Genomic DNA, 24,846 nt, shown 5'->3' on the forward strand with positions numbered 1-24,846 from the left:
ATACTTTAGTGTGATGTCATATCCTTTTGTATAGCTGGACCCGGGCGGCCTTCGTCCCGACAATGACCAGGGTGGCGCGGCATTCCGTCCGCACCACCCCGATCACCGGACGAGGAGCAGCCCATGACCACCCACCCGCCACCACTGGCCGCGAGCCTTGAACCCGAACGGCAGGCGCGCCTGGCCACGATCGGCCAGCTGGCCGCGTCGATCGCCCACGAAGTCGACCAGCCGCTGGCCGCCATCGCCCTGCACGCCCACGCGGCGCTGCGCTGCATCGAACGCGCCCAGGCGCCGGCCCAGGCGCATGCCGCACTGTGCGCCGTGCTGGAAGCGTCGCAGCGCGCCAGTGCCATCGTGAAGAGCGTGCGCGCCCTGGCCGGCCAGGTCCGGCTCGAGCGCACCGCATGCCGCCTCGACGCCGCCATCGACGACGTCCTGGCCGAATACGCAGCCGACGTGCGCCGCCACGCCATCGCCTGCCGCGTGACGGTGGCGCCGGGCGCACGCACGGTGGCGGCCAGCCCCGTGCAGCTGCGCCAGCTCCTGCGCAACCTCGTCGGCAACGCCGTGGACGCCTTGTCTCCCGTGCGCGGCCGCTCCCGCTCGATGGCGATCCGCGCCCGCGTCGGCGCCGGCGGCGAGATCGTCGTCACCGTGCGCGACAACGGCACCGGCATGGATGCGGCCACCGCCGCGGACGCTTTCGACCCATTGGCGACGACGAAGCCGCACGGCATGGGCCTGGGCCTCGCGATCTGCCGCGCCATCGTCGACGCGCATGGCGGCCGCCTCTGGCTGGACGCCAATCCGGACCATGGCGCCACGGCCGGCTTCGCGCTGCCGCGCGCCGCGCACGCGCATCCGTCCACCACATCCGTGGAGGCCGTCCATGGATGACCCGCGCCCCATCACCGTGCTGATCGCGGACGACCACCCGCTGATCCGGGCCGGCCTCGCCGCGCTGATCGGCGCCGAGCCGGCGCTGCAACTGGTCGGCGAAGCGGGCGACGCCGTCGCTGCCGTCGAAGACTACCTGCGACTGCGCCCGGACGTCATGCTCGTCGACCTGAACATGCCCGGCGGCGGCGGCGTCGAGGCGATCCGCAAGATCCGCGCGCTGGTGCCGGACGCCCGCATGGTCATCCTGACGACCTACGACGGCGACGAGGACGTGCACCGCGGCCTGCTGGCCGGCGCCAGCGCCTACCTGCTCAAGCAGTCCGGCCTCGACGAGGTGGTGCAATGCGTGCGCCAGGTGGCCGCCAACCGCCGCTACCTCGCGCCTGGCCTCGCCGAGAAGCTGGCCGGCCGCGTGGACGCCAACCGCCTGTCGCGCCGCGAGCTCGAGATCCTCGCGCACCTGTCGGCCGGCATGAGCAACAAGATGATCGCGCGCACCGAGAACATCGGCGTCGGCACGGTCAAGTACCACGTCAACAATATCCTGTCCAAGCTGAACGTCTCGTGCCGCACCGAAGCGGCCTGCGTGGCGGCGCGGCGGGGGCTGATCCACGCGTACTGAGAGCTCGCCATGTCCTGTCGCTTCATCGCCGCCGCGGCCTTCATGCTCGCCACCGCGGCGCACGCCGCCGCGCCGCAGGTGCACACCCAGGCCCCGGGCTGGTATCGGACGATGCTGGGCCGCTTCGAGATCACGGCGCTGTCCGACGGCACGCACACGTTCCCGCTCGATACCGTCATGACCGGCGTGACGCCGGCCGCCGTCGACGCGGCCCTCGCCAACAACGACCTGCACCGGCCCGTGCAAGGCTCCATCAACGCCTTCCTCGTCAACACGGGGACGCAGCTCGTGCTGATCGACGCGGGCGCCGGCGCCCTGTACGGCGCTTGCTGCGGCAAGCTGCTCGCGAACCTGCGCGCGGCCGGCTACAGGCCCGAGCAGGTCGACGTCGTGCTGCTGACGCACCTGCACAAGGACCACGTGGGCGGCGTGCTCGCCGACGGCAAGCCCGCATTCCCGAACGCCGTCGTGCGCGCGGCGGGCGCGGATGCCGATTACTGGCTGTCCAGGGACCAGCGCGCCGCCGCGCCGGCGTTCCTGGCAAGCTTCTTCGACAGCGCGGCGGCCTCGCTCGCGCCGTACACGGCCGCCGGCCGCTTCCAGCCGTTCGCGCCCGGTGCGGCGCTCGTCCCCGGCATCCGCGCCGTCGCCGAACCGGGCCACACGCCCGGCCACAGCGGCTATCTCGTCGAGGACGGCGGCCAGGCGCTGCTCGTGTGGGGCGACGTCGTGCACGTGGCGGCCGTGCAGCTCGACCAGGTCCAGGCGACCGTCAAGTACGACAGCAGCGCGCCCGACGCCCGGGCGACGCGCGCCGGCCTGCTGGAGCGCGCGGCGCGCGAGCACCTGCTCGTCGGCGCCGCCCATGTGGCGTTCCCCGGCCTCGGCCACGTGCGCAGGGAGGGTGCGGGCTTTGCCTGGCTGCCGCTGAACTACGAAGGCGACCCGGCCGACCCGCACTGACGCTCAACCCTCGACCAGGTACGGCGCGGGGCCGCCGGCCATCTCCTTGAACAGCCGGCGGATCACGCGGCTGAGCGATGCGTGCGGCTTGCCGCCCTTGCGCAGCAGCGGGTAGCCGCCGGACAGGCGCAGGCCATCGAGGAACGTGACCTCGTAGTCGACACGGCTGTCGCGCCGGGCCTGCGCCGCCCACGCGGCCAGGATGCGGTTGGCCATCCGGAATTCGCTGACGACGGCCGTTGCGCCGGCGTCGGCGGACAGGCGGATGCGGATGACGTCGATGGGTTCGGTGGTTGGGGCGGTAGCGGCACGCATGCTGGGGCTCCGGAGACTTGTGTGGTGTGGAAACCGGGGTCAGAGCGCCAAAAGAAGAACCGCGCTCAGACCCCTGTGCTGTCAGCGTAGCGTCCGTTCACGCCTTTTGCCCCACCCATTTGGCGGGGGCGATGACTCGATAAGGGGGAATCTTGTACAATCTTGCCCTGTACCGCCCCCAACGACTCCACCGCATGAACCCTCCCAGCGCCACGCCGATCCGCGTCCTGATCGCGGACGACCATCCGATGATGCGCGAAGGCATAGCCGCTTCGCTGACTGCGCACGGCAACATCGAGGTCGTCGCCCAGGCCTGCGACGGCGACGAAGCGATCCGTTTCTTCACCAACTGGCGCCCCGACGTGGCCCTCGTCGACCTGCAAATGCCCGGCAAGGACGGCCTGGAAGCCATCCGCGCCATCCGCAGCCTGCATCCGGACGCCCGCCTCGTCGTGCTCACGACCTACGACGGCGATGCCCGCATCGCGGCCGCGCTCAAGGCCGGCGCGTCCGCCTACCTGCTGAAGAACGTGCCGGGCCGCGAACTGGCGGCGACCGTGCGCGAAGTGCACAACGGCTCGCACATCCTGCCGCAGGCGCTGCGGCGCGAGGTGGCGATCCACTACGCCGGCGACGCGCTGTCGCCGCGCGAGCTCGACGTGCTGCGCCTCGCGGCCGTCGGCCATTCGAACCGCGCCATCGGCGCACAGCTGCACATCGGCGAGACGACGGTCAAGACGCACATGAGCACGATCCTCGTGAAGCTGGGCGCGAACGACCGCGCACACGCCGTCACGCTCGCCGTGCAGCGCGGCTTCATCGACCTCTGACCGGTACCGCGATGCGCCGCCGCCATCGTCCCGTCCGCGCGCTCGCGGCTGCCCTGCTGCTGGCTGCCGGGTCGGCCATGGCGGCGCCGGAAGGCTTCACCGACTACCACCACACGCAATGGACGGCGACCGACGGCGCGCCACCGGCCATCCACACGATGGCGCAGACCCGCGACGGCTGGCTGTGGCTCGGCACGGCGGACGGCCTGTACCGCTTCGACGGCCAGCGTTTCGAACGCTACGCGCTGCCCGCCCAGCCGGGACGCAGCCATGAGCGCATCCAGGTGCTGCGGGCCGCGCCGAACGGCGACCTGCTGATCGCCTTCGCCGCCGAAGGCATCTCGGTGCTGCATCCGGACGGCCGCGTCGAGGACCTGCCGGGCCAACCTTCCCCGTACGAGAACGTCGGCGCACTGGCCGTCGACACGGACGGCAGCCTGTGGGCCGCCGGCGGGCACATCGCCCATTTCGCCGGCGGCCGCTGGCATGCCGTGGCGGCCGGGCCGGAATGGGAAACGGCGCACCAGGAAGACCTGCTCGTCGACGGCGCAGGCAACCTGTGGGCGTTCAACGAACACGGCGCCTGGCGCCTGGACCGGGCCGCCGGCCGCTTCGCGCGGGTGACGGACCAGGGCGGGCAACCGCTGCTGGCCCCGGACGGCAGCCTGTGGTCGCGGGCGAACGGTACGCTGCACCGGCTCGCCGACACGGGAAGCCTGCGGCCCGGCACGTACGCGCCGTCGCAATCGGGCGGGGCCGGACAGTTCGGCGCGGACGGCACCCTGTGGCTGCTGGACTGCCCGCAGCCCGTGTGCCGCGTGCCGAACGCAGCGCAGCGCAAGGAAGCGCGCTGGACCATCGCGTCCGCGGCCGCGGAGCGGGTCGTGGACCCGGCGCTGCTGTCGGGACGGGGCGCGGCGGCCATCCTCGAAGACCGCGAAGGCGACATCTGGGTGGCGACGGAGAGCGGCCTCGATCGCTTCCGGCGCAACCGGTTCCTGCACAGCGGCCTGCCCGGCAGCGGCACCCGCTACAGCTTCGGCGTGGACGGGGCCGGCCGCGTGCTGGCCGCCGACTTCGAGACGGGCGCGCTGTGGCATCTCGCGCCCGACGCCGCGCCGGCTGCCGTGCGCGGCCCGTGGGTCGGCGTGATCAACAACGGCCCCGACGGCGCACTGCTCGTCGGCGGCAAACGCAGCATCCAGCGCGTGCGCGGCACCACCGTGGAAGACATCCCGCTGCCGCCCGGCCCGGACGGCAAGCCGCGCGACTACCGCCTCGTCGGCCTGCTGGACGACGGCAAGGTGTTGTGGACGGCCTCGCTCGAGACGGGCCTGATCGGCTGGCGCGACGGCCGCTGGCTGCCGCGTGCCGCCTTCAACCTGCCCTCCAAGATCTTCCAGTCCGCGACCGACGGCGCGGGTAGCCTGTGGCTGGCGACCGGCGACGGCAAGCTGGTGCACTACCTCGACGACAAGCTGACGGACTACGATCTCGGCGCCGTGGGCCAGGCGAGCGCGCTATTCACGGGCGAACACCTCATCGTCAGCGGTTCCGGCGGCACGGCCGTGCTGCGCGACCGCACGCTGCGCCTGCTGCGCACCCAGGATCCGGGCGTGCTGCGCAACCTGTCCGGCATCGTCGTCACGCCGGACGGCGACCGCTGGATGAACGGCGTCGCGGGCCTCGTGCACGTGCGCGCCGCGGACTGGCGCCAGGCCATGCGCGACCCGGACCTGCCGCTGCGCCACGAATTGTTCGACGCGCTGGACGGCTATCCGGGCCGCGCTGCGATGGAAAACCGCTGGCGCGGCATCGTCAGCGCCGACGGCCGCCACCTGTGGCTGTCGGCCACCGGCGGTGTCATGCGCCTCGACCTCGCCCAGCTGCGCCGCAACCGCGTCGCGCCACAGGCCGTGATCCTCGGCGTGACGGCGGACGGCCGCGGCTGGCCGGCGCAAGGGACGATCCGCCTCCCGGCCGGCACCGACCACTTCCGCATCCAGTACACGGCGCCGGCGCTGCGCCTGCCGGAACGGGTGCGGTTCGAGTACCGGCTCGACGGCGTCGACAAGGGGTGGCTCGATGCGGGCGTCCGCCGTGCCACGTCGTACACCAACATCGGTCCCGGCGACTACGTGTTCCACGTGCGCGCCGTGAACGAGGACGGCCTGCCGGGCGAGGCGGTCGCCACCCTGCCGCTGCACGTGGCGCCCACGCTCGTGCAGACGCTGTGGTTCCGCATCGCCTGCGCCGGCGCGCTCGTGCTGCTGGGCGTGCTGCTGTACCGCTACCGCATCCGCTACGTGACGCGCCGCCTGACGGAGCGGCTGCAGGTCAGGACGGCCGAACGCGAACGCATCGCCCGCACCCTGCACGACACCTTCCTGCAGACCGTGCAGGGTCTCGTGCTGCGCGTGGACGCCGTCGCCGCGACCTTGCCGCCCGACGCCGGCGCGCGCCGCCAGCTGGAGCACGTGCTGGACGACGCGAGCCACGCCATCGGCGAAGGCCGCGACCAGCTGCAGGAACTGCGCGCGGGCGATGCGCACGTGCTGGAAGACGTGCTCGCCGACGCCATCGCCCGCCTCACGCTCACGTATGGCGCGCTGGCCGTCGACGTGCACGTGGAAGGCGAGCGCCGTCCCCTGCTCGCGCCCGTCGCCGACGAGATCGCGGAGATCGCGCGCGAGGCGCTGCGCAACGCGTTCGCCCACGCGCACGCCGCCCGCGTGCGCGTCACGCTGATCCATGCGCGCCGCGCGCTCACGCTGTGCGTGTCCGACGACGGCCGCGGCCTGCCCGAGCCCGTGCGGCACGGCGGCGCCGGGTTGGCGGGATACCGCGGGCACTGGGGCCTGATCGGCATGCGCGAACGGGCGGAACGCATCGGCGCGCGCCTGGAGATAGCCAGCGGCCCGCGCCAGGGCACGACGGTCACGTTGACCGTGCCCGGCGCGCACGCCTACGGGGCCGACCGGGCGCCGCCGGTATAGTCCTCCAGCCCGGCGGCGAGCGCGTCGAACGCGATCCGGCAGTGCGGGCTCGCGCGCAGGTCTTCATGCATCGTGACCCATGTATCGAGCCGGAACGCGAACGCATCCGGCAGCACGCGCACGAGCGCAGGCGCGCGCATGGCCAGCGGCACCTGGCACACGCCGATGCCGGCGCCGGCGCGGATCAGCGCCAGCTGGGCCACGTCGCTGTCCGTGCGCAGCGCAAAACGGTCGCGCGTAAAGCCCGGCAGCGCCTTCGCGGCCTGGCGCACGAACGGCGTCGGGCGGTCGTAGCCGATCAGCGCATGGTTCCCGAGATCGGCGAGCGTGGCCGGCGCGCCGCGCCGGGCCAGGTACGCCGGTGCCGCGTGCAGCCCCAGTTCGATGGCGCCGATGCGGCGCGCCACCAGCTGCTCCTGGCGCGGGGCGGTCATGCGCACGGCGATGTCGGCTTCGCGCTGCAGCAGGTCGTGCACCCGGTTCGACAGCACCAGCTCCACCTTCAGCGCGGGATGGCGCTGGGCGAGGTCCGCGACGATGGCCGGCATCACCTCGACGCCCACGACCTCGCTGACGCTGATCCTGACCGTGCCCGCCACCGACCCGGCGCCGCCGCGCAGGCCGGACGCCGTCCGTTCCAGCGCGGCGGCCGTGCTTTCCATCGTTTACGCGTGCGGGCGCAGCGCGAACGCCGCCTCCGTGGGCAGCAACCCCGTCTGGGAGCGAGTGAACAGCACGAGGCCCAGTGCTTTCTCGAGCGCAGCCACGTGGCGCCCGACCGTCGGCTGCGCCACGCCCAGCGCCCGGGCAGAGCCGGACAGCGAGCCTTCGCGCAGCACGCCGAGGAAGGCGCGATACAGTTCCCATTCGATGTCCGATGCCATGTGGTTATACAAAAATGTTGAGCGGATGGTAAAACTTATGCAATTCCATTGAGCCAGAACCGGCGCTACGCTGTCAACACTTTCAACGCACGGAGGACGGCATGAACGGGAACGACACGGTACTGGTACTGGGCGCCGGCGGCGGCATCGGCGGCGAGGTGGCGCGGCAGCTGGCGCGGGCCGGATGGCGGGTACGCGGCATGAAGCGCGGACTGGCCGCCGCGGCGCCGGACGCCGACGGCGTCGCATGGATAGGCGGGGACGCCATGTCGGCCGCCGACGTGGCCCGCGCCGCGCAGGGCTGCGCCGTCATCGTGCACGCCGTGAACCCGCCGGGCTACCGCGACTGGGACCGGCTGGTGCTGCCGATGCTGGACAATACGATCGCGGCGGCCGCAGCGAACGGCGCGCTCGTCGTCCTGCCGGGCACGGTGTACAACTATGGCGCGGACGCGTTCCCGGTCGTCGCCGAGGACGCACCCCAGCATCCGGCCACGCGCAAGGGTGCGCTGCGCGTACGGATGGAAGCGGCACTGCAGGCGTATGCGGACCGCGGCGGCCGCGCGCTCATCGTCCGCGCCGGCGATTTCTTCGGCCCCCGCGCCGGCAACAACTGGTTCGCGCAAGGCCTCGTCAAGCCGGGCAAGCCGGTGCGCCGCATCGCCAACCCGGCCGCCCCCGGCGTCGGCCACCAGTGGGCCTACCTGCCGGACGTGGCCGCGGCGATGGTCGCGCTGATCGGGCGCCGCAACGCGCTCGAGCCGTTCGCCCGCTTCCACATGAACGGCCACTGGGACCCGGACGGCACGGCGATGTGCGCCGCCATCGCCCGCATCGTCGGACGCCGCGGCGGCCGCGCGACCGTCGCTACCTTCCCATGGTGGCTCGTGCGGCTGGCCACGCCGTTCAACGAAACCCTGCGCGAACTGTGGGAGATGCGCTACCTGTGGCGCCAGCCCGTCCGCCTGGAAAATACCCGCCTCGCCGAGATGCTGGGCGCGGAGCCGCACACGCCGCTGGACGTGGCCGTCGAGCGCACGCTGGAAGGACTCGGCTGCCTGCCGCCTAACCGCCCAGCCGCTGCCCTTTCCCGTACATCCGGCACTCGGCCGCCAGCGCCAGCAGGTTCGGATCGCGCTCGCGGCTCTTCGAGATGAGCAGGCTGATGATCTGGTGCGACGCGTACGGCGCATCGAGCGGGATCAGCTGGATGCGCGTGCTGAATTCGGCCACGCGGCCCGGCAGCAGGCTGTAGCCCATGCCGCCGCTGACGAGGTTGATCAGCGAGAAGATGTCGGACACGCGCATGATCGTCTCCGGCGTGTAGCCGGCCTGGCGGAACGCGTGGTCGAAGCTGTCCGACGTAACGAAGCCGCCGCCCAGCGTGATGAATTTTTCGCCCTCCAGGTCGCGCAAGTCGACGTGCGCGCGGCCCGCGTACGGTGAGCCCAGCGGCGCGGCGAGATGCACCTCGTCCTCGAACAGCGGCACCGTCAACAGTTGCGCATCGTCGAGCGGCGCCTGCAGCCCGATCACGATCGCATCCAGCCGGCCCTCGTCGAGCCCGCGCAGCAATTCCTGGTTCGAGCCCAGCGTGAGGTCGATCTGCAGCTCGGGCCGGCGCAACTTGAGGCCCATGAGCAGTTGCGGGATGCAGCGCAGCGTCAGCGAATACAGCGACCCGATCTTCAGCCTGCCGCCCGCGAAGCCGGCCAGTTCGCGCACCTTGCGCACGCCCTCTTCCGTTTCGCTGACCGCGCGCTGCGCGTGCTTGGCGAACGCGTAGGCGGCCGGCAGCGGCGCGAGGCTCCTGCCTTCGCGCCGGAACAACGGGCAGCGCAATCCCTCTTCCAGCGAGTGCAGCGCGCGGTGGATGCTGACCGTGCTCTGGCCCAGTTCCTCCGACACGCGCGCGAGGCTGTGCAGGCGCATGAAGGCCAGGAAGACTTCCAGTTTCTTTAAAGTAATCTCTTCATCGATCATCGCGCCGCTCCTCGGTAAAGCATACCCGAATCATTAACCTGGGAGTAAACATTGCGCTGCCGCGTTGATTGAAGCCCGGCCGTCTCCTTTCTATGCTGGCCCTACCTTCCATACAAAGGAGACAACATGGAAAGCAACACTCCCCGCCGATGGGACACGCGGCGCCAGGACAAGGCGCGGCGCATGGCGGCAGCGAGCCACCTGGCCGACGGCCCCGTGCTGGACAGCGCGCGCATCGTCGATGCCCTCGAACTGCTGCTGGCCGGCGGCGACCGCGTCGTCCTTGAGGGGAATAACCAGAAACAGGCGGACTTCCTCGCCCGCGCCCTCGTGCAGGTGGACCCGGACCGGATCAACAGGCTGCACATGATCATGCCCAGCGTGAGCCTGCCGGAGCACCTGGACCTGTTCGAGCGGGGCATCGCCAGCAAGCTCGATTTCGCCTACGCCGGCGCGCAAAGCCTGCGCATCTCGCAATTCCTGCAGGAGGGCACGCTCACGGTCGGCGCCCTGCACACCTACATCGAGCTGTATGCGCGCCTGTACGTGGACCTGTCGCCGAATGTCGTGATGGTCGCGGGCTATACGGCGGACCGCCACGGCAACCTGTACACGGGACCGAGCACGGAAGACACGCCGGCGCTCGTCGAGGCGGCCGCCTTCCGCGACGGCATCGTGATCGCGCAGGTGAACGAGATCGTCGACGACCCGAAGGACCTGCCCCGCGTGGACATCCCCGGCGCGTGGGTCGACTACGTCGTACGGGCCGACAAGCCGTTCTACATCGAACCGCTGTTCACGCGCGACCCGCGCCTCATCAAGCCCGTGCATATCCTGATGGGGATGATGGCGATCCGCGGCGTCTACGAGCGCCACGGCGTGCAGTCGCTGAACCACGGCATCGGCTTCAACACGGCCGCGATCGAACTGCTGCTGCCTACGTACGGCGAGCAGCTCGGCCTGAAAGGCAAGATCTGCCGCAACTGGACCTTGAACCCGCACCCCACGCTGATCCCCGCCATCGAATCGGGCTGGGTCGACAGCGTGCACTGCTTCGGCGCGGAGCTGGGCATGGAAAAGTACACGGCCGCCCGCCCCGACGTGTTCTTCATCGGCCGCGACGGTTCCATGCGCTCGAATCGCGCGTTCTGCCAGCTGGCGGGCCAGTATGCCGTCGACCTGTTCATCGGTTCGACCTTGCAAATGGACGGCCTGGGCAACTCGTCCACCGTGACGCACGGCCGCCTGACGGGCTTCGGCGGAGCACCGAACATGGGCCACGACCCGCACGGCCGCCGCCATCCGACACCAGCGTGGCTCGACCTCGTGGAGACGGACGATCCGCTCGCGCGCGGCAAAAAGCTCGTCGTGCAGATGGTCGAGACGTTCCAGGACGGCAGCCAGCCCACGATCGTGGAATCGCTGGACGCCGTCGAGGTGGGCAAGACATCCGGCATGCCGCTGGCGCCGGTCATGATCTACGGCGACGACGTCACCCACGTCCTCACCGAAGAAGGCATCGCCTACCTGTACAAGGCGCGCTCGCTGGAAGAACGCAAGGCGATGCTGGCGGCGGTGGCGGGCGTCACGCCCATCGGCCTCACGCACGATCCGAAGCAGACGGCCCGCATGCGCGCGGAAGGCCTGATCGCGCTGCCGGAAGACCTGGGCGTGCGCCGCGCCGACGCGACCCGCTCGCTGCTCGCGGCGAAGAGCATCGCGGAACTGGTCGAGTGGTCGGGCGGCCTGTACGAACCGCCGGCGAAATTCAGGAGCTGGTGATGACGGCGCGCGATCCGATTCTCATCCCGGCCGACGCCGCGCCCGACCTCGCATTGGCGCTGGCCGACCACGCCGTCGCGGCGCTGGTCGACGAAGCGATGCTGACGCCGAAGCCCGGCCTCGTCGACCTGCGCGGCGCGGGCGCCCACCGCGACCTCTCGTGGCCGCTGATGTGCGCGTCCGCCTGCGCTCTCCGGCCCGCATTCGGCCAGATGGCGCTGGCGGGCCTGCTCATCGCGGACGACGACGCGCGGCTGCGCCGGCGCATCGGCGCCATCGGCCGCGACGGCGAAGCGGCGATGATGGCGGCCAGCGGCGGCGTGAACACGCACCGCGGCGCGATCTGGGCCCTGGGCCTGCTCGTCACGGCGGCCGCCGGCTCGACGGAACGCGAGGCGCGAACCATCGCGGCCCACGCCGGCAGGCTGGCCCGCATCGCCGACCCGGGCGCACCGTCGACCACGGGTCACAAGGGCGAGCGCGCCTGCATCGAGCACGGCGTGGGCGGCGCCCGCGGCCAGGCCCGCGCCGGCTTCCCGCACGTGATCGACCACGCGCTGCCGATGCTGACGCTGGCCCGCGCGCGCGGCGATGCCGAACACCACGCCCGCGTGAACGCCTTGCTGGCCGTGATGGCCACGCTGGACGACACCTGTTTGCTCGCGCGCGGCGGCCGCAAGGCGCTGGATGCGGCGCAGGACGGCGCGCGCCGCGTGCTCGCGTGTGGCGGCATCGCCACGCCGAACGGGCGGCGCGCATTCGACGTGCTGGAAGCGCGCCTGCGCCGGCTGCACGTCTCGCCCGGCGGCGCCGCCGACCTGCTGGCGGCCGCGCTGCTGCTGGACCGAATCGAACGAGGAGAATAAGACAATGGAGAGACTGGAATACGAATTTGCCGCCGGCCAGAGCGCGCTTGGGCGCACCGTCAGCGGCGTCGTCAGCTCCGGCGACCTGGAAGTGCTGCTGGAGCCCGCAACCGCCGGCCGCACGAAGGTGTCCGTGCAGACGTCCGTCGACGGCTATGGCGCCACGTGGAAGGCGCTGCTGGAGCGCGTGTTCGGCGCCGGCGACCTGCCGGCCGCGCACATCGAGATCAACGACAACGGCGCGACGCCGGGCGTCGTCCGCATGCGCATCGAGCAGGCGTACGAACAGTCAGCGAACAACGGAGGCACGCCATGAACATCGAGAACCTGTTGAAGCGCGACAGCTTCATCGAACGGGGTGCCCGCAGCCGCGCGCAGGCGCTGCTCGACCCGGGCACGTTCCGCGAACTGGCCGGCCCGTTCGCACGCCTGCACTCGCCGTGGCTCGCCATGCAGCACCTCGTCACCCAGGCCGACGACGGCGTCGTCGTCGCCAAGGGCAAGCTCGCTGGCCTGCCCACCGTCGCGCTGGCGATCGAAGGCGCGTTCCAGGGCGGCAGCATGGGAGAAATCGGCGCCGCCAAGATCGCCGGCGCGCTGGAACTGGCGCTGCGCGACAACGAACAGGGCACCCCGACGCAGGCCGTGATCGTGTTCGAGACGGGCGGCGTGCGCCTGCAGGAAGCGAACCTGGGCCTGGCCGGCATCGCCGAGATCCAGTCCGCCATCGTCGCCCTGCGCCGCCACCGTCCCGTCATCGGCATCAGCGCGGGCACCGTGGGCTGCTACGGCGGCATGTCGATCGCGGCCGGCCTGTGCTCGTACTTCGTGATGACGCGCGAGGCCCGGCTGGGCCTGAACGGTCCGCAGGTCATCGAGCAGGAAGCGGGCGTCGCCGAATTCGACGCACGCCAGCGCGCGCTGATCTGGGGCCTGACAGGCGGCGAGCAGCGCGCCGCGACGCACCTGGCCGATGCCTGCGTGGACGACGACACGGCCGCCGTGCGCGCGAGCGTGATCGACTGTTTCGCCCGCGGCGTGCCGGCGCTGCACCGCAGCGACCGCGCGGCGGATTTCCTCGCCTGCCTCGAACGGGTCGATACGGACCGGCAGGCCACGGCGCAGGACGTCCGTGAACTCTATGCGAAAGGACTCGAATGATGGACACGAACCACGCCTCGCGCGGCGCCATGTGGCTGCGCCTGCTCACGGGCGGGGCCCACCCGGCCCACGACTGGACCACCGTGCACGCCTGCGACGCCATCCTGGCTGGCCGGCCCGCACGCTACATCGCCGTCGTGCCCGACCCCGACAACGCATTTCCCCGCGCCCGCAACGGCGAAGTGGGCCTCGTCGAGGGCTGGCGTCTCGCCCAGGCCGTGCGCGACGTCATCGACCTGGACCGGGACGCGTCCGACAAGCGCGCCATCGTCGCCGTCATCGACGTCCCGAGCCAGGCCTATGGCCGGCGCGAGGAAGCATACGGCATCCACCAGGCGCTGGCCGCCGCCGTGGCCGCGTATGCGGACGCACGCCAGGCCGGCCACCCCGTCATCGGGCTGATCGTGGGTCTCGCGATGTCCGGCGCGTTCCTCGCGCACGGCTACCAGGCCAACCGGCTGATCGCGCTCGACGACCCGGCCGTCGCGGTGCACGCGATGGGCAAGGCCTCGGCCGCCCGCGTGACCCTGCGCTCCGTCGAGGCACTGGAAAGGCTCGCGGCCAGCGTGCCCCCGATGGCCTACGACATCCGCAGCTTCGCGTCGCTCGGCATCCTGCACGAGGTGCTGCAGCTGACGAACCTGGCGCTGCCGGACGAGCAGGACATCGCCCTCGTCCACGGCGCACTGGAAGCGGCGCTGGCGGATATCCTCGAGGACCCGCGCCGTGACCTGTCCTGCCGCCTGCGCGGCCAACACCGGGGCGCCTCGCGGTCAGTACGCGCGCTGCTCGCAGCGGAATGGGAGGGCGACGAATAATTCCCCGCAGTACCCGGCCGCCAACAACAATACCTTCGGCCGGTCCACCTTTTTCTGGAAAAAGAGGAGACACACATGATTATCTACGGAACCGCATTGCTGGCCATCTGCCACCTGCTCGGCATCTTCCTGGGCGACCTGCTCGGGGCGCTGCTGGGCGCCAAGACCAACGTCGGCGGGGTGGGCATCGCCATGATCCTGCTGATCTGCGCCCGCCTGTGGCTGCACAAGCGCGGCCTGATGCCGCAGCAGACCGAAATGGGCGTCGCGTTCTGGGGCGCGATGTACATCCCGGTCGTCGTCGCGATGGCGGCCCAGCAGAACGTCGTCTCGGCGCTGCGCGGCGGACCCGTCGCGCTGCTCGCCGCCCTCGCCTCGGTCCTCGTGTGCGCGGTGTGCGTCTCGCTGATCAACCGCGGCGAACGCCCGGTCCCCGAAGCGGACGCAGACGCCCGCGTCGCCACCCAACGCGCCTGACGGAGGCCGCCATGCTCGAACTCCTGGAAAAAACCGCGAAACACAACGGCCTCGTGCTCGCCTTCGCCCTCGTGGGCCTCGTGATGATCGTGTCGATGCAGCTGTCGCGCCGCCTCACGTTCGGCCGCGTGCACGGCTCCGCCATCGCCATCCTCATCGGCCTCGGCCTCGCCTACTGGGGCGGCATCCAGACCGGCGGCCAGAAAGGCCTCGCGGACGTCACCCTGTTCGCCGGTGTCGGCCTGATGGGCGGCGCCATGCTGCGCGACTTCGCCATCGTCGCCACCGCCTTCGAAGTGCAGGTCGTGGAAGCGAAAAAGGCCGGCCTCGTGGGCGTCGTCGCGCTGATGCTCGGCACCGTGCTGCCGTTCATCGTGGGCGCCAGCGTGGCGTGGGGCTTCGGCTACCGCGACGCCGTCAGCATCACGACCATCGGCGCCGGCGCCGTCACCTACATCGTCGGACCAGTGACGGGCGCCGCGATCGGTGCCAGCTCGGAAATCATGGCGCTGTCGATCGCGACGGGTCTCGTGAAGGCGATCATGGTCATGGTCGGCACGCCGATGGCGGCGCGCTTCCTGCGCCTGTCTACGCCGCGCTCGGCGATGGTGTTCGGCGGGCTGGCCGGCACGGTCAGCGGCGTCTCGGCGGGTCTCGCCGCCACCGACCGCAGGCTCGTGCCGTACGGCGCCCTCGTCGCGACGTTCCACACGGGCCTCGGCTGCCTCCTCGGCCCGTCTCTGCTGTTCTTCGCGACCCGCGCGCTGGTGGGCTGACATGGTCCCGCACGACCTGCTGTTCGTCCGCCGGCCCGACGCGTTCGCGTGCGACGGTGCGCGGCCGGACTGGCTGGATCCGGCCGCGCCGCTGGTCGTGCGGAGGGAGGCGACGGCGCCGGGCATCGTCCCCGTGGGCGCACGCGGCCTGGCACGCAACGAACGGTGCAAAGGCTACGTCGCCGCCAGCGATGTGGCGTCCATCGTCACCCCGCGCATGCTGGCGGCGCGGGCCCGCACGGCAGACGGCGATCTTCCCTGCATCGCGGCCCTGCGCGCGCTGGCCCCGCGGCTGGATGCGCTCGACGTCGACTGGGGGCCGGCCGGCGGTGCGGGCTTCTGGCTCGCGTGCGGCCTGCCCGTGCTGCGCGCGTCGAGCGACCTCGATCTGCTCGTGCGCCTGCCGCGCCGGCCGTCCGCCGGGTTGATCGAGGCGCTGTGCGCACTGTCGGACGGCCAGCCGTGCCGACTCGACATCCAGCTCGATACGGGCGCCGGCGGCTTCGCGCTCGCGGAATATGCGCGCGGCGGGCGCGTGCTGCTCAAGACGGACGCCGGTCCCCGTCTCGTCGACGATCCCTGGGAGGCCGCATGACCGTGCTGTTCACCTTTCCCGGCCAGGGCGCGCAAAAGCCCGGCATGCTGCACGCGCTGCCTGCGCACCCCGCAACGGAACGCACGCTGGCCGAGGCCACGCAAGCATTGGGCCGCGACGTCCTCGCACTGGACGCCGCCGAGGCACTGCGTTCCACCGTCGCCGTCCAGTTATCGCTGCTGGTGGCGGGCGTCGCCATGGCGCGCGTGCTGGCGGCGCACTGCGCGGTGCCGCGGATGGTGGCCGGCTTGTCGATCGGCGCCTGGCCCGCGGCCGTCGTCGCCGGCGTGCTGGATTTTAGCGATGCCGTGCGCCTCGTCGAACTGCGCGCCCGGCTGATGGAGGATGCGTACCCGCACGACTACGGCATGACCGCGATCGGCGGGCTCACGCGCCAGCAGCTGGAACCGCTGCTGGCGCAGGTCCACGGGCCGGCGTACCTGGCGAACCTGAACGCGCCGCGGCAACTCGTCGTCTCGGGCAGCGCGCCCGCCCTGGACGCCGTCGCCGCGCTGGCCCTGGCGCACGGCGCCACCCGCGCGGAGCGGCTCGCGGTGCCGGTGCCCTCCCACTCGCCGCTGCTGGACGACCAGGCGCGCACGCTCGCCTGTGCCTGCGACCAGGTGCCGCGCAAGCGCCCGCGCATCACGTATGTCAGCAGCAGCGCGGCGCGTGCGCTGTTCGACGCCGACCGGATCATGGCGGACCTCGCCGCGAACATGGCGCGCCCCGTGCTGTGGGCGGATACGTTGCGCCACGCGTGGGAACGGGGCGCCCGCACGGCGCTGGAAATGCCCAGCGGGTCCGTGCTGACGCGGCTCGCGCTCGAAGCCGACTTCGGCGCCGGCATCGCCCTGTGCGCCGACGGCAACCGGCTCGATACGCTGGTGCAGGTCGCGCGCGCGGATCAGTAGCCGGCGCGGTCCAGCGCCTCGTTCACGGCGTCGACGACGGCTTGCGGCTTGTCGGCCTGGATAATGTGCGACGCGCCCGCCACGACGTGCAGACTGGCGCGCGTGGACAGCGCGGCGATGTCCTTCTGGATCGCCAGGTTTTCCGCCTCCGTCGCCTTGTTCAGGGCACTCTGCGGCTTGCCCGGCACCGCGTACGGGCTCACGCCGCGCACGAGCACGACGAGCGGCAGGTCGCCGAAACTGCGGCGCGCGGCCCGCAACTCCGCTTCGCTCGCGTCGCCCGCCTTGTTGCCCGCGACGAGATCGTCCCAGTACGCGGGTTGGCGCACCGTCGCGAGGCGCGCGGCCGCCAGTTCGCGGCCATACGCCGTGCCCGTGCCGCCCGTGCAGGCGGCGAACAAATCGCTCCCCAGTTCGAATCCTTTGCGGGCCGCCTGCGCGCACTGCTCGATGAACCGGTTCTGCGCGTCGTAGAACTGTTTCAGCTTGCCCTGCGACGCGGCGTTGATCCGCTTTTCTTCGTCCTCGTGCCCTGCTTCGACAAGCACGAGCGCCTTCACATCCCGCGGATAGCGGTACGCATACAACTGGACGGCCGCGCCGCCGAACGAGTTCCCGACGAGGACGTAAGGCGGCGCGATGCCGGCCTTGCCGAGCAGCGCGTGCAGGTCGGACACGGCATTGCCGAACGTGGGCGGCAGCGGCGACGGGTCGCTGAAGCCGCGCGCCGCGCGGTCGTACACGCAGGCACGCGTGCGCGCCGCCACCTTCGGCTGCACGCCGTGCCACGTCCAGCCGCCATCCCCCGACGGCGCGTCGAACACGACGGTCACCGGCCCGCTGCCCGCGCAGTACAGGTTCAGGCGGCGTCCGCCGATGTCGACCATCTGGTGCGGGCGGGCGAACTCGCGGTCGGCGTCGTTCATGGCGGCGCAGACCGCGCCGGTCGATACGCTGGCCAGCACGAGGGAAAGCAGGACGGGACGCGCCATGGAATCTCCGGAAAAGTGGGAAACCGCCATCCTAGCGCGCGGCGCCGGCGTGAAAGCTCACCAATCTCCACACCGCAAGATTTGACACACCCGAGCGGTGCGCGGAGGTTACACTGAGCCCAAAAAACCGACTGGAGACGACATGACGGCAGCCCTCTCGAGATCCCCCGCCTGGTCCACCCGCTACCTGCTGTTCATCGCCGGCATGGGCGGCCTGCTGTACGGCATCGACGTCGGCATCATCGCGGGCGCGCTGCCTTACCTGGAATCGACGGCCGCGCTGGCGTGGAAGCTCAATGCCCAGCAACTCTCGTTCGTCGTGGCGGCCGTGCTGCTCGGGTCCGTGCTGTCGTCGCTGTTCGCCGGCCTGCTCGCCGACTTCATCGGGCGCCGTCCCGCGATGGTCGTGTCGGGCGCGCTGTTCGTCGCCAGCATTCCCCTGATCGCGCTCGCGGACGGCTATGTCGCGCTGCTGTGCGGACGCCTGCTGCAGGGGGTGAGCGGAGGACTCATCGGCGTGATCGTGCCGCTGTATCTCGCCGAGTGCCTGCCGGCGGACCGGCGCGGACGCGGCGCCGCGCTGTTCCAGCTGCTGCTCACGGTGGGCCTCGTGGCTGCCGCCGTGATCGGGCTCGTGCAGGCGCGCAGCGTGCAGGTCGCGACGGAGGCCGCGGCGGTGCTCCCGGATGCGGCCCGTGCCGCCGCGGTGCTGGCCGCCAAGGACCACGCGTGGCGCGGCATCTTCTGGATGTGCCTCACGCCCGGTGTCGTCTTTACGCTGGGCTGCCTGCTGCTGGCCGAATCGCCGCGCTGGCTCGCGCAGCGCGGCAAGCGGGAAGCGACGCCCATGCAGGGTGCGCGCGCGACGGACCCGCTGCTGTCGCGCCGCTACGTGCTGCCGTTCCTGCTGGCCTGCCTGATCCTCGCCTGCAACCAGGCGACCGGCATCAATTCCGTGCTGGCATACGTCGTCAACATCCTCAACCGCGCGGGCCTGTCCGGCGCCAGCGCCAACCTGGCGGACGTGCTGCTGAAAGTGCTGAACGCGCTGATGACGATCGTCGCCGTGCTGCTCGTGGACCGCAAGGGCCGCCGCTTCCTGCTGATGGTGGGCACGGCCGGCATCGTCGTCGCGCTGCTGACTGTCGGCCTGCTGTTCCGCGCGAACGAGATCCGGCAGCGCGACGTGAGCGCGCAGGTGACCGCGCAAGCGCGCGACGACGGCCTGGCGCTGCGCCTCGACGCGCCGACCCTGCGTGCGCTCGGCGCCGACCCGGCCGGCCCGCCGCAGGTGCTGACGGTCGCGTATGCGTACGGCCCGTTCACGAACGTGGCCAGCATGCGCAGCGACGATCCCGCCCTACCGCGGCTGGACGCGCGCCGCGCCGACACCGTGCAGCCCGACAGCGTGATCGGCGCCGCGTTCCGCCGCCTGCACCTGAACCCGTTCCCGGATCCGGCCGCGGCGGCCACCGCGCCGTTTTCGATCGAAGCCGCACGCCTCGGACCACTGCCGACGGCGGGCCACGGGTGGCTCGTCGCGGTGGCGATCTGCCTGTTCGTCGCGAGCTTCGCCATCGGGCCGGGCGTCTGCGTGTGGCTCGCGCTGTCCGAGCTGATGCCGACGCGGATCCGCTCGAACGGCATGAGCATCGCGCTGTTGATCAACCAGTTCGTGTCGACGTCGATCGCGGCCGTGTTCCTGCCGACCGTCGGCCGCCACGGCTATTCCACGATCTTCTTCTTTGGCGCCGCGTGCACGGTCGTGTACTTCCTCGCGTCCGCCTTCCTGCTGCCCGAGACGCGCGGCAAGACGCTGGAAGAGATCGACGCGTTTTTCGCGCGGCCGGCCGCAAAGTAAGCATATGGCACGTCATCCTCGCGTACGCGGGGATCCATGCTCAGTAAAAGACTTCGCTACGTCGACAATTCCGCAGTCTCTCAACGGGTTGGCTTCGGCACTTCAACATGGGTTCCCGCCTGCGCGGGAAAGACGTTGCGTAGCTGCTCGCGCCGGGCCGCCACGCCGTCCAGCACATCGAGAATGTCCGCCGCCATCACGGGCTTGACGAAATGGCGGTCGAAGCCGGCCGCCAGCGCCCGCTCGCGGTCACGCGCCTGGCCGTAGCCGCTGACGGCGACCAGCGGCACGTCCGCCATGCCGGGCAGCGCGCGCAGGCGGCGCGCCAGCTCGTGGCCGTCGAATTCGGGCAGGCCGATGTCGAGCACGCACACGTCCGGGTGCCGCTCGGCCGCGTACGCGAGCGCCTTGCCGGGGCTGTGCCACACGGTCGCGCGGTGGCCCACGGCCTCGATGTACATGGCGAGGATCTGCGCCGCGTCCACGTTGTCGTCCACGATCAGCACTTCCAGCGCCTCGGCCGGGGCGGCGGCGCCCGTCGCCACCGGCTCGGCGAACGCGTCGTCGGTGTCGCTGGCCAGGCGCGGCAGCACGACGGTGAAGCGGCTGCCCCGCCCCGGCCCGTCGCTGTGCGCGGCCACGGTCCCGTCGTGCAGCTCCACGAGGCTCTTCACGAGCGCGAGGCCGATCCCGAGGCCGCCCTGCGACCGGTCCGCGCTGCGCTCGGCCTGCGAGAACAGGTCGAACGCGCGCGCCGCCAGCTCCGGCGCCATGCCGATGCCGTTGTCGCACACGTCGACGGCGACGCTGGCGCCGTCGAGCCGCACGTGCACGTCGATGCGCCCGCCGTCCGGCGTGTACTTGGCCGCGTTGCCGAGGATGTTGGCGAAGACCTGCACGAGGCGCTTGCGGTCGCCTTCCACCTGCGCGTCGTCCGACGGCAGGTGCAATTCGAGATGGTGCGACTTCGCCCTGACCTGCGGCCGCACCTGTTCCACGGCCTCGCCGATGACACCCGCCAACGGCACGGGCGCGCGGTCCAGCGTGATCAGCCCGCGCGTGACGCGCGAGACGTCGAGCAGGTCGTCGATCAACCCTGTCATGTGGCGCGCCTGGCGGCCGATGATCGTCGTCACCTGGCGCACGCGGTCCTCGTCCAGCCGGCCGACCTTGAGGAAGTCGGCGGCCGCCGTGATCGGCGCGAGCGGATTGCGCAGCTCGTGCGCCAGCATCGCGAGGAACTCGTCCTTGCGCCGGTCGGCCTCGCGAAGGGCGCGCTGCGCGTCCTGGATCGGCGTGACGTCGACCATCACGGCCACGCCTTCCGTCGCCGGATGATCCATCGTGACGGAGCCCATCTGCACGCTCACCCGGCTGCCGTCCTTGCGCAAGTATTCCTTGACGAGGTTTTCCATGCGCCCGGTCGTGCGCAGCTCTTCCATCGCGCGCGCAGTGGCGTCGGCCCATTCCGGCGGCGTGAGCATGCGCGACTCGAGGCCGTCGCGCTCGAACTCCTCGCGCGTGTAGCCCAGCATATCGAGGAAGGCCTGGTTGGCGTCGATCAGGGTACCGTCCATGCGGTAGCGCACGATGCCCACCACGTTCGATTCGGCCAGGCGCGCGAAGCGCATCTCGCTCGCGCGCAGCGCTTCCTCGGCGCGTTTCTGCCCGCTGATGTCGAGCACGACGCCCGGCAGCCAGGCGGGCCGGCCGGCGGCATCGAGCGTGACCTTGCCGCGCGCGAGCACGTCGCGCCAGGTGCCGTCCGCACGCCGCACACGGTACGTGCATTCGAAGCCGTCGCCGGTCGCCAGGGCGTCCTCGATGCAGCGCCGCGTGTGCGCCACGTCGTCCGGGTGCACGCCCGCCAGGTAGGCGGACAGCGGACCGCCTCCCGCCGTCGCCTCGTCGACGCCGTAGATGCCGGCCAGGTTGCGGTCGGCGTACACGCGGTCGTGCGCGAGGTCGTACGTCCAGGTGCCGATGTCGGCCGCCACCAGCGCCGCCGACAGGCGCATGCGCGCATCCTGCAGGGCTTCCTCGTTGCGCTTCTGCTGATGGATGTCGGTGCAGGTGCCCATCCAGCGCGCGATGCGTCCCTGCGCGTCGCGCACGGGCTGGGCGCGGCCCAGCACCCAGCGGTATTCGCCGCTGCGGTGCCGCAGGCGGTATTCGATCTCGTACGGCGTGCCGGTCTCCAGCGAGTGGCGCCAGGCTTCCCACGCGCGCTCCCGGTCGTCCGCGTGGAACATCGCGTTCCAGCGCTCGCCGTCCGTGTCGCCTTCGCGCATGCCGGTGAACTCGTACCAGCGCTGGTTGTAGAAGTCGTGATAGCCGTCCGCCAGCGTGGACCACACCATGTGCGGCATCGCGTCGCAGATGGCGCGGAATTCCGCGTCGACGGGCCGCAGCGCGCCGGTGCCGGACACGATGCACGTGAAGCCGCGCACCGTGCCGTCCAGGTCGCGCAGCGGCGCGAACGCGAGTTCGAGCCACGCCGGCGCATCGTCGTATTCACCGAGCGGGCATGCGGGCCGGCCGACGCGGAACGATTCGCCCGCCAGCGCGCGCGCCACGTGCGGCCGCAGCTCGCTCCAGGCCTCGGGCCAGTCGGCGAGGCTGCCGCCCAGCAGGGCGGGATGGTACGCGCCGACCAGCGGCACGGCCGCGTCGTTGTAGAGCAGTCCCGGCGCGTCGCCCCAGCCGACGAACGTGGGCAGCGTGGCGTCGAGGAAGAACCGGGCCGCGTACGCGAGCGCCGGCGGCCACGTCGCCGGCGCCCCCAGTGGGGATGCCGTCCAGTCCCGCGCGCGCAGGATGCGTTCGACGCCCGGTGCGGACAACCCGCCGGCAGAATCGTTCATGATGTCGTGGCCAAAAGCGCCATTCTACCGGGGTCACGCATAGCGGGGCATCCCGGGCAGCAGCTTGTCGAGCGTGACGGGATAGTCGCGCACCCGCACGCCGGTCGCGTTGTAGATGGCGTTCGCCACCGCCGCCGCCACGCCGCAGATCCCCAGCTCGCCCACGCCCTTCGCCTTCATCGGCGACGAGACCGGATCCGTCTCGTCGAGGAAGATGACCTCCTGGTGCGGGATGTCGGCGTGCACCGGCACTTCGTAGCCGGCCAGGTCGTGGTTGACGAAGAAGCCGGCGCGCTTGTCGACGACGAGGTCTTCCATCAGCGCGGCACCCACGCCCATCGTCATCGCGCCGATCACCTGGCTGCGCGCGGATTTCGGATTCAGGATGCGCCCGGCCGCGCACACGGCCAGCATGCGCCGCACGCGCACTTCCGCCGTCGCCGCGTCGACCGCGACCTCGACGAAGTGGGCGCCGAACGTCGACTGCTGGTACCTCTTGTCGAGGTCACCGTATTCCATGGTGTCCTCGCCGATCACGTCCGCCTCGCGCGATGCCTGCTCCAGCGGCAGCGCCTTGCCGCCGGCGCGCACCATGCCGCCGCTGAAATCGGCCTGCGCGGGGTCGAGGCCCAGCTTCTTCGCCACGTTCTCGCGCAGCTTGACACAGGCGGCGTACACCCCGGCCGTCGAGCTGTTGCCGCCCCACTGGCCGCCGGAGCCGGCCGACACGGGATATGCCGAATCGCCCAGCCGCACCGTCACGCGCGACAGCGGCACGCCCAGCATCTCGGCCGCCGTCTGGCCGACGATGGTATAGGTGCCGGTGCCGATGTCGGTCATGTCCGTTTCGACGGTGACGGTGCCGTCGCGCTCCAGGCGCACGCGCGCCGCCGACTTCATCACGAGATTGTTGCGGAACGCGGCCGCCATGCCGTAGCCCACGAGCCAGCGGCCGTCGCGTACCTGGCCAGGTTTCGGATTGCGCCGGTTCCACCCGAAGCGTTCCGCGCCGAGGCGCAGCGTGTCGACGAAGCGCCGCTGCGAGAATCTGCGGCCCGGCTTTTCCGGATCGACCGTCGTGTCGTTCACGATGCGCAGCGTGACGGGGTCCATCTGCAGCTTTTCCGCCAGCTCGTCCATCGCGATTTCCAGCGCCATCATGCCCGGCGCCTCGCCCGGCGCGCGCATCGCATTGCCTTCCGCGAGGTCGAGCACGGCGAGACGCATCTGCGTGAAGCGGTTCGGGCCGGCGTACAGCAACCGGGTCTGGTTCACCGCGGTCTCCGGTCCGCCGTCCGGCAGGTCGCCCGACCAGCTCTCGTGCGCGATCGCCGTGATGCGGCCTTCGCGCGTGGCGCCGATGCGGATGTGCTGGATCGTCGCCGGCCGGTGCGTCGTGTTGTTCATCATGAGGGCGCGCTGCAACGTGACCTTCACGGGCCGGCCGACGGCCTTCGCGCCCAGCGCGGCCAGCAGCGCTTCCGACCGGAGGAACAGCTTGCCGCCGAAGCCGCCGCCGATGTAGGGCGACACGAGGCGCACGTTTTCCTCGGGGATGCCGAGCGTCCGCGCCATGTCCTTCTTGCCCCAGTTGATCATCTGGTTCGCGGTGTACAGGGTCAGCGTGTCGCCCTGCCACACGGCCGTCGACGCGTGCGGTTCCATCATCGCGTGCGTCTGGTCCGGCGTCTTGTACGTCGCGTCCAGTTTCACGGGCGCGGATGCGAAAGCAGCTTCGAAGTTGCCGACCTTCGTCGTCGATTTCGCCTTGTCCTTGCTGGCCGGCCCGGCGGCGTTCATCGCCGCTTCCAGGTCGTAGACGCCGTTGACCGGCGCGTATTCCACGTGCAGCAGCGCCGCGGCGGCGCGCGCCTGTTCGAACGTCTCCGCGACGATGAGCGCCACGGCCTGGTGGTAGTGCTGGATCTCCGGCCCGCCCAGCAGGTGCGCCGTGTTGTACTTGCCCTTGGCGAGCTTGCCCGCGTTCTCGTGCGTGATCACCGCGAGCACGCCGGGCGCCGCCCGCGCGGCACGCGTGTCGATGCGCCTGATGGTGCCCTTCGCGATGCCGGCGCCGACGACCCAGCCATACGCGGCGTTCGGCGCCACCTTGTGCTGTTCGTACGCGTACGGTGCCGTGCCCGTCGTCTTGAACGGACCGTCGATGCGGTCGGTCGGCTTGCCGATGACCTGCAGGCGGTCGATGGGATTCGTGGTGGCGGGTGTCGTGAATTTCATGGGTGC

The 24,846-nt window shown here is 71.3% G+C and carries 21 protein-coding genes and 1 pseudogene; 16 read left to right on the forward strand and 6 right to left on the reverse strand.

What is annotated here, in order from left to right; all coding sequences use genetic code 11:
* Window positions 1-123 precede the first annotated feature (123 nt).
* Genes ASD28_RS21900 through ASD28_RS21910 form a run of 3 tightly spaced genes read left to right on the forward strand, consistent with a single transcriptional unit; the run spans window position 124 to window position 2,488 of the window.
* Window positions 124-900 (forward strand): sensor histidine kinase, encoded by a 777-nt coding sequence (locus ASD28_RS21900; RefSeq protein ID WP_056133264.1) that lies wholly within the window; start codon window positions 124-126, stop codon window positions 898-900.
* On the forward strand, window positions 893-1,525 hold the full coding sequence (locus ASD28_RS21905; RefSeq protein WP_056133267.1) for a response regulator transcription factor: 633 nt from the start codon (window positions 893-895) through the stop codon (window positions 1,523-1,525). Before ASD28_RS21900 ends, ASD28_RS21905 begins: the two co-directional genes overlap by 8 nt.
* Before the next feature lie 9 nt (window positions 1,526-1,534).
* A complete protein-coding gene (locus ASD28_RS21910; protein WP_056133272.1) occupies window positions 1,535-2,488 on the forward strand; it encodes an MBL fold metallo-hydrolase in 954 nt (317 codons plus the stop codon).
* A 3-nt stretch (window positions 2,489-2,491) separates the two neighbouring features.
* On the opposite strand, the gene ASD28_RS21915 is transcribed toward ASD28_RS21910, so the two are convergent.
* A complete protein-coding gene (locus ASD28_RS21915; protein ID WP_056133275.1) occupies window positions 2,492-2,803 on the reverse strand; it encodes a hypothetical protein in 312 nt (103 codons plus the stop codon).
* A gap of 194 nt (window positions 2,804-2,997) precedes the next feature.
* Here ASD28_RS21915 and ASD28_RS21920 point away from each other — a divergent pair, with 194 nt between their 5' ends.
* Together ASD28_RS21920 and ASD28_RS21925 are read left to right on the forward strand one after the other, a co-directional pair.
* Window positions 2,998-3,633, forward strand: a complete 636-nt coding sequence (locus ASD28_RS21920) for a response regulator transcription factor (RefSeq protein ID WP_056133278.1) — start codon at window positions 2,998-3,000, stop codon at window positions 3,631-3,633.
* Window positions 3,634-3,644: 11 nt separating this feature from the next.
* Entirely contained in the window at window positions 3,645-6,629 is a 2,985-nt protein-coding gene (locus ASD28_RS21925; RefSeq protein ID WP_056133281.1) for a sensor histidine kinase, read from the forward strand.
* Here ASD28_RS21925 and ASD28_RS21930 read toward each other — a convergent pair.
* Window positions 6,599-7,513, reverse strand: a pseudogene (locus ASD28_RS21930) (LysR family transcriptional regulator). The gene ASD28_RS21925 and the pseudogene ASD28_RS21930 overlap by 31 nt on opposite strands.
* Window positions 7,514-7,614: 101 nt before the next feature.
* Between ASD28_RS21930 and ASD28_RS21935 the strand changes: the two are divergent.
* Entirely contained in the window at window positions 7,615-8,670 is a 1,056-nt protein-coding gene (locus ASD28_RS21935; protein WP_056133284.1) for an NAD-dependent epimerase/dehydratase family protein, read from the forward strand.
* Here the strand turns inward: ASD28_RS21935 and ASD28_RS21940 are convergent.
* A complete protein-coding gene (locus tag ASD28_RS21940) occupies window positions 8,579-9,496 on the reverse strand; it encodes a LysR family transcriptional regulator (protein ID WP_056133288.1) in 918 nt (305 codons plus the stop codon). The genes ASD28_RS21935 and ASD28_RS21940 overlap by 92 nt on opposite strands.
* 126 nt (window positions 9,497-9,622) lie before the next feature.
* Here ASD28_RS21940 and mdcA point away from each other — a divergent pair, with 126 nt between their 5' ends.
* The 9 genes from mdcA to mdcH all read left to right on the forward strand — a co-directional run bounded on the left by mdcA (window position 9,623) and on the right by mdcH (window position 16,885).
* Entirely contained in the window at window positions 9,623-11,278 is a 1,656-nt protein-coding gene (gene mdcA, locus ASD28_RS21945; protein ID WP_056133291.1) for a malonate decarboxylase subunit alpha, read from the forward strand.
* On the forward strand, window positions 11,278-12,144 hold the full coding sequence (locus ASD28_RS21950) for a triphosphoribosyl-dephospho-CoA synthase (protein WP_056133294.1): 867 nt from the start codon (window positions 11,278-11,280) through the stop codon (window positions 12,142-12,144). The genes mdcA and ASD28_RS21950 overlap by 1 nt, the downstream gene beginning before the upstream one ends.
* A 4-nt stretch (window positions 12,145-12,148) precedes the next feature.
* Window positions 12,149-12,460, forward strand: a complete 312-nt coding sequence (locus tag ASD28_RS21955) for a malonate decarboxylase subunit delta (RefSeq protein WP_056133297.1) — start codon at window positions 12,149-12,151, stop codon at window positions 12,458-12,460.
* Window positions 12,457-13,305 carry a biotin-independent malonate decarboxylase subunit beta gene (locus ASD28_RS21960; protein ID WP_056133299.1) on the forward strand — a complete coding sequence of 283 codons (849 nt, stop codon included), beginning with the start codon at window positions 12,457-12,459 and terminating at the stop codon, window positions 13,303-13,305. Before ASD28_RS21955 ends, ASD28_RS21960 begins: the two co-directional genes overlap by 4 nt.
* Window positions 13,302-14,123, forward strand: a complete 822-nt coding sequence (mdcE, locus tag ASD28_RS21965) for a biotin-independent malonate decarboxylase subunit gamma (protein ID WP_056133301.1) — start codon at window positions 13,302-13,304, stop codon at window positions 14,121-14,123. Before ASD28_RS21960 ends, mdcE begins: the two co-directional genes overlap by 4 nt.
* A gap of 75 nt (window positions 14,124-14,198) precedes the next feature.
* Entirely contained in the window at window positions 14,199-14,600 is a 402-nt protein-coding gene (madL, locus tag ASD28_RS21970; protein WP_056133304.1) for a malonate transporter subunit MadL, read from the forward strand.
* A gap of 11 nt (window positions 14,601-14,611) precedes the next feature.
* On the forward strand, window positions 14,612-15,376 hold the full coding sequence (madM, locus tag ASD28_RS21975) for a malonate transporter subunit MadM (RefSeq protein ID WP_056133307.1): 765 nt from the start codon (window positions 14,612-14,614) through the stop codon (window positions 15,374-15,376).
* Between the two features lies 1 nt (window position 15,377).
* Window positions 15,378-15,971 carry a malonate decarboxylase holo-ACP synthase gene (locus ASD28_RS21980; RefSeq protein ID WP_056133310.1) on the forward strand — a complete coding sequence of 198 codons (594 nt, stop codon included), beginning with the start codon at window positions 15,378-15,380 and terminating at the stop codon, window positions 15,969-15,971.
* Window positions 15,968-16,885: a malonate decarboxylase subunit epsilon gene (mdcH, locus tag ASD28_RS21985; protein ID WP_056133313.1), complete on the forward strand. Its 918-nt coding sequence runs from the start codon at window positions 15,968-15,970 to the stop codon at window positions 16,883-16,885. The genes ASD28_RS21980 and mdcH overlap by 4 nt, the downstream gene beginning before the upstream one ends.
* Here mdcH and ASD28_RS21990 read toward each other — a convergent pair.
* On the reverse strand, window positions 16,879-17,877 hold the full coding sequence (locus ASD28_RS21990) for an alpha/beta fold hydrolase (protein WP_056133316.1): 999 nt from the start codon (window positions 17,875-17,877) through the stop codon (window positions 16,879-16,881). The genes mdcH and ASD28_RS21990 overlap by 7 nt on opposite strands.
* A gap of 142 nt (window positions 17,878-18,019) precedes the next feature.
* Here ASD28_RS21990 and ASD28_RS21995 point away from each other — a divergent pair, with 142 nt between their 5' ends.
* Window positions 18,020-19,738 (forward strand): MFS transporter, encoded by a 1,719-nt coding sequence (locus ASD28_RS21995; protein WP_056133319.1) that lies wholly within the window; start codon window positions 18,020-18,022, stop codon window positions 19,736-19,738.
* A gap of 80 nt (window positions 19,739-19,818) precedes the next feature.
* Here ASD28_RS21995 and ASD28_RS22000 read toward each other — a convergent pair whose 3' ends face one another.
* Together ASD28_RS22000 and paoC are read right to left on the reverse strand one after the other, a co-directional pair.
* Window positions 19,819-22,602, reverse strand: coding sequence for a PAS domain-containing protein (locus tag ASD28_RS22000; protein WP_056133324.1), 2,784 nt, complete (start codon window positions 22,600-22,602; stop codon window positions 19,819-19,821).
* A gap of 33 nt (window positions 22,603-22,635) precedes the next feature.
* Window positions 22,636-24,840, reverse strand: a complete 2,205-nt coding sequence (gene paoC, locus ASD28_RS22005; RefSeq protein ID WP_056133327.1) for an aldehyde oxidoreductase molybdenum-binding subunit PaoC — start codon at window positions 24,838-24,840, stop codon at window positions 22,636-22,638.
* Window positions 24,841-24,846: the final 6 nt, after the last annotated feature.

Source organism: Massilia sp. Root133 (assembly GCF_001426525.1).
Taxonomy (GTDB): Bacteria; Pseudomonadota; Gammaproteobacteria; order Burkholderiales; family Burkholderiaceae_D; genus Telluria; species Telluria orientalis.

What these genes read in the sequence shown, in the direction of transcription:
- mdcA (WP_056133291.1), top strand. Translation starts at nt 9,623, where the DNA reads ATGGAAAGCAACACTCCCCGCCGATGGGACACGCGGCGCCAGGACAAG.
- paoC (WP_056133327.1), bottom strand. Translation starts at nt 24,840, where the DNA reads ATGAAATTCACGACACCCGCCACCACGAATCCCATCGACCGCCTGCAG.
- ASD28_RS21900 (WP_056133264.1), top strand. Translation starts at nt 124, where the DNA reads ATGACCACCCACCCGCCACCACTGGCCGCGAGCCTTGAACCCGAACGG.
- madM (WP_056133307.1), top strand. Translation starts at nt 14,612, where the DNA reads ATGCTCGAACTCCTGGAAAAAACCGCGAAACACAACGGCCTCGTGCTC.
- ASD28_RS21950 (WP_056133294.1), top strand. Translation starts at nt 11,278, where the DNA reads ATGACGGCGCGCGATCCGATTCTCATCCCGGCCGACGCCGCGCCCGAC.
- ASD28_RS21920 (WP_056133278.1), top strand. Translation starts at nt 2,998, where the DNA reads ATGAACCCTCCCAGCGCCACGCCGATCCGCGTCCTGATCGCGGACGAC.
- ASD28_RS21960 (WP_056133299.1), top strand. Translation starts at nt 12,457, where the DNA reads ATGAACATCGAGAACCTGTTGAAGCGCGACAGCTTCATCGAACGGGGT.
- ASD28_RS21980 (WP_056133310.1), top strand. Translation starts at nt 15,378, where the DNA reads ATGGTCCCGCACGACCTGCTGTTCGTCCGCCGGCCCGACGCGTTCGCG.
- ASD28_RS21995 (WP_056133319.1), top strand. Translation starts at nt 18,020, where the DNA reads ATGACGGCAGCCCTCTCGAGATCCCCCGCCTGGTCCACCCGCTACCTG.
- ASD28_RS21905 (WP_056133267.1), top strand. Translation starts at nt 893, where the DNA reads ATGGATGACCCGCGCCCCATCACCGTGCTGATCGCGGACGACCACCCG.
- ASD28_RS21990 (WP_056133316.1), bottom strand. Translation starts at nt 17,877, where the DNA reads ATGGCGCGTCCCGTCCTGCTTTCCCTCGTGCTGGCCAGCGTATCGACC.
- ASD28_RS21910 (WP_056133272.1), top strand. Translation starts at nt 1,535, where the DNA reads ATGTCCTGTCGCTTCATCGCCGCCGCGGCCTTCATGCTCGCCACCGCG.
- ASD28_RS21915 (WP_056133275.1), bottom strand. Translation starts at nt 2,803, where the DNA reads ATGCGTGCCGCTACCGCCCCAACCACCGAACCCATCGACGTCATCCGC.
- ASD28_RS21955 (WP_056133297.1), top strand. Translation starts at nt 12,149, where the DNA reads ATGGAGAGACTGGAATACGAATTTGCCGCCGGCCAGAGCGCGCTTGGG.
- ASD28_RS21935 (WP_056133284.1), top strand. Translation starts at nt 7,615, where the DNA reads ATGAACGGGAACGACACGGTACTGGTACTGGGCGCCGGCGGCGGCATC.
- ASD28_RS21925 (WP_056133281.1), top strand. Translation starts at nt 3,645, where the DNA reads ATGCGCCGCCGCCATCGTCCCGTCCGCGCGCTCGCGGCTGCCCTGCTG.
- ASD28_RS22000 (WP_056133324.1), bottom strand. Translation starts at nt 22,602, where the DNA reads ATGAACGATTCTGCCGGCGGGTTGTCCGCACCGGGCGTCGAACGCATC.
- mdcH (WP_056133313.1), top strand. Translation starts at nt 15,968, where the DNA reads ATGACCGTGCTGTTCACCTTTCCCGGCCAGGGCGCGCAAAAGCCCGGC.
- ASD28_RS21940 (WP_056133288.1), bottom strand. Translation starts at nt 9,496, where the DNA reads ATGATCGATGAAGAGATTACTTTAAAGAAACTGGAAGTCTTCCTGGCC.
- mdcE (WP_056133301.1), top strand. Translation starts at nt 13,302, where the DNA reads ATGATGGACACGAACCACGCCTCGCGCGGCGCCATGTGGCTGCGCCTG.
- madL (WP_056133304.1), top strand. Translation starts at nt 14,199, where the DNA reads ATGATTATCTACGGAACCGCATTGCTGGCCATCTGCCACCTGCTCGGC.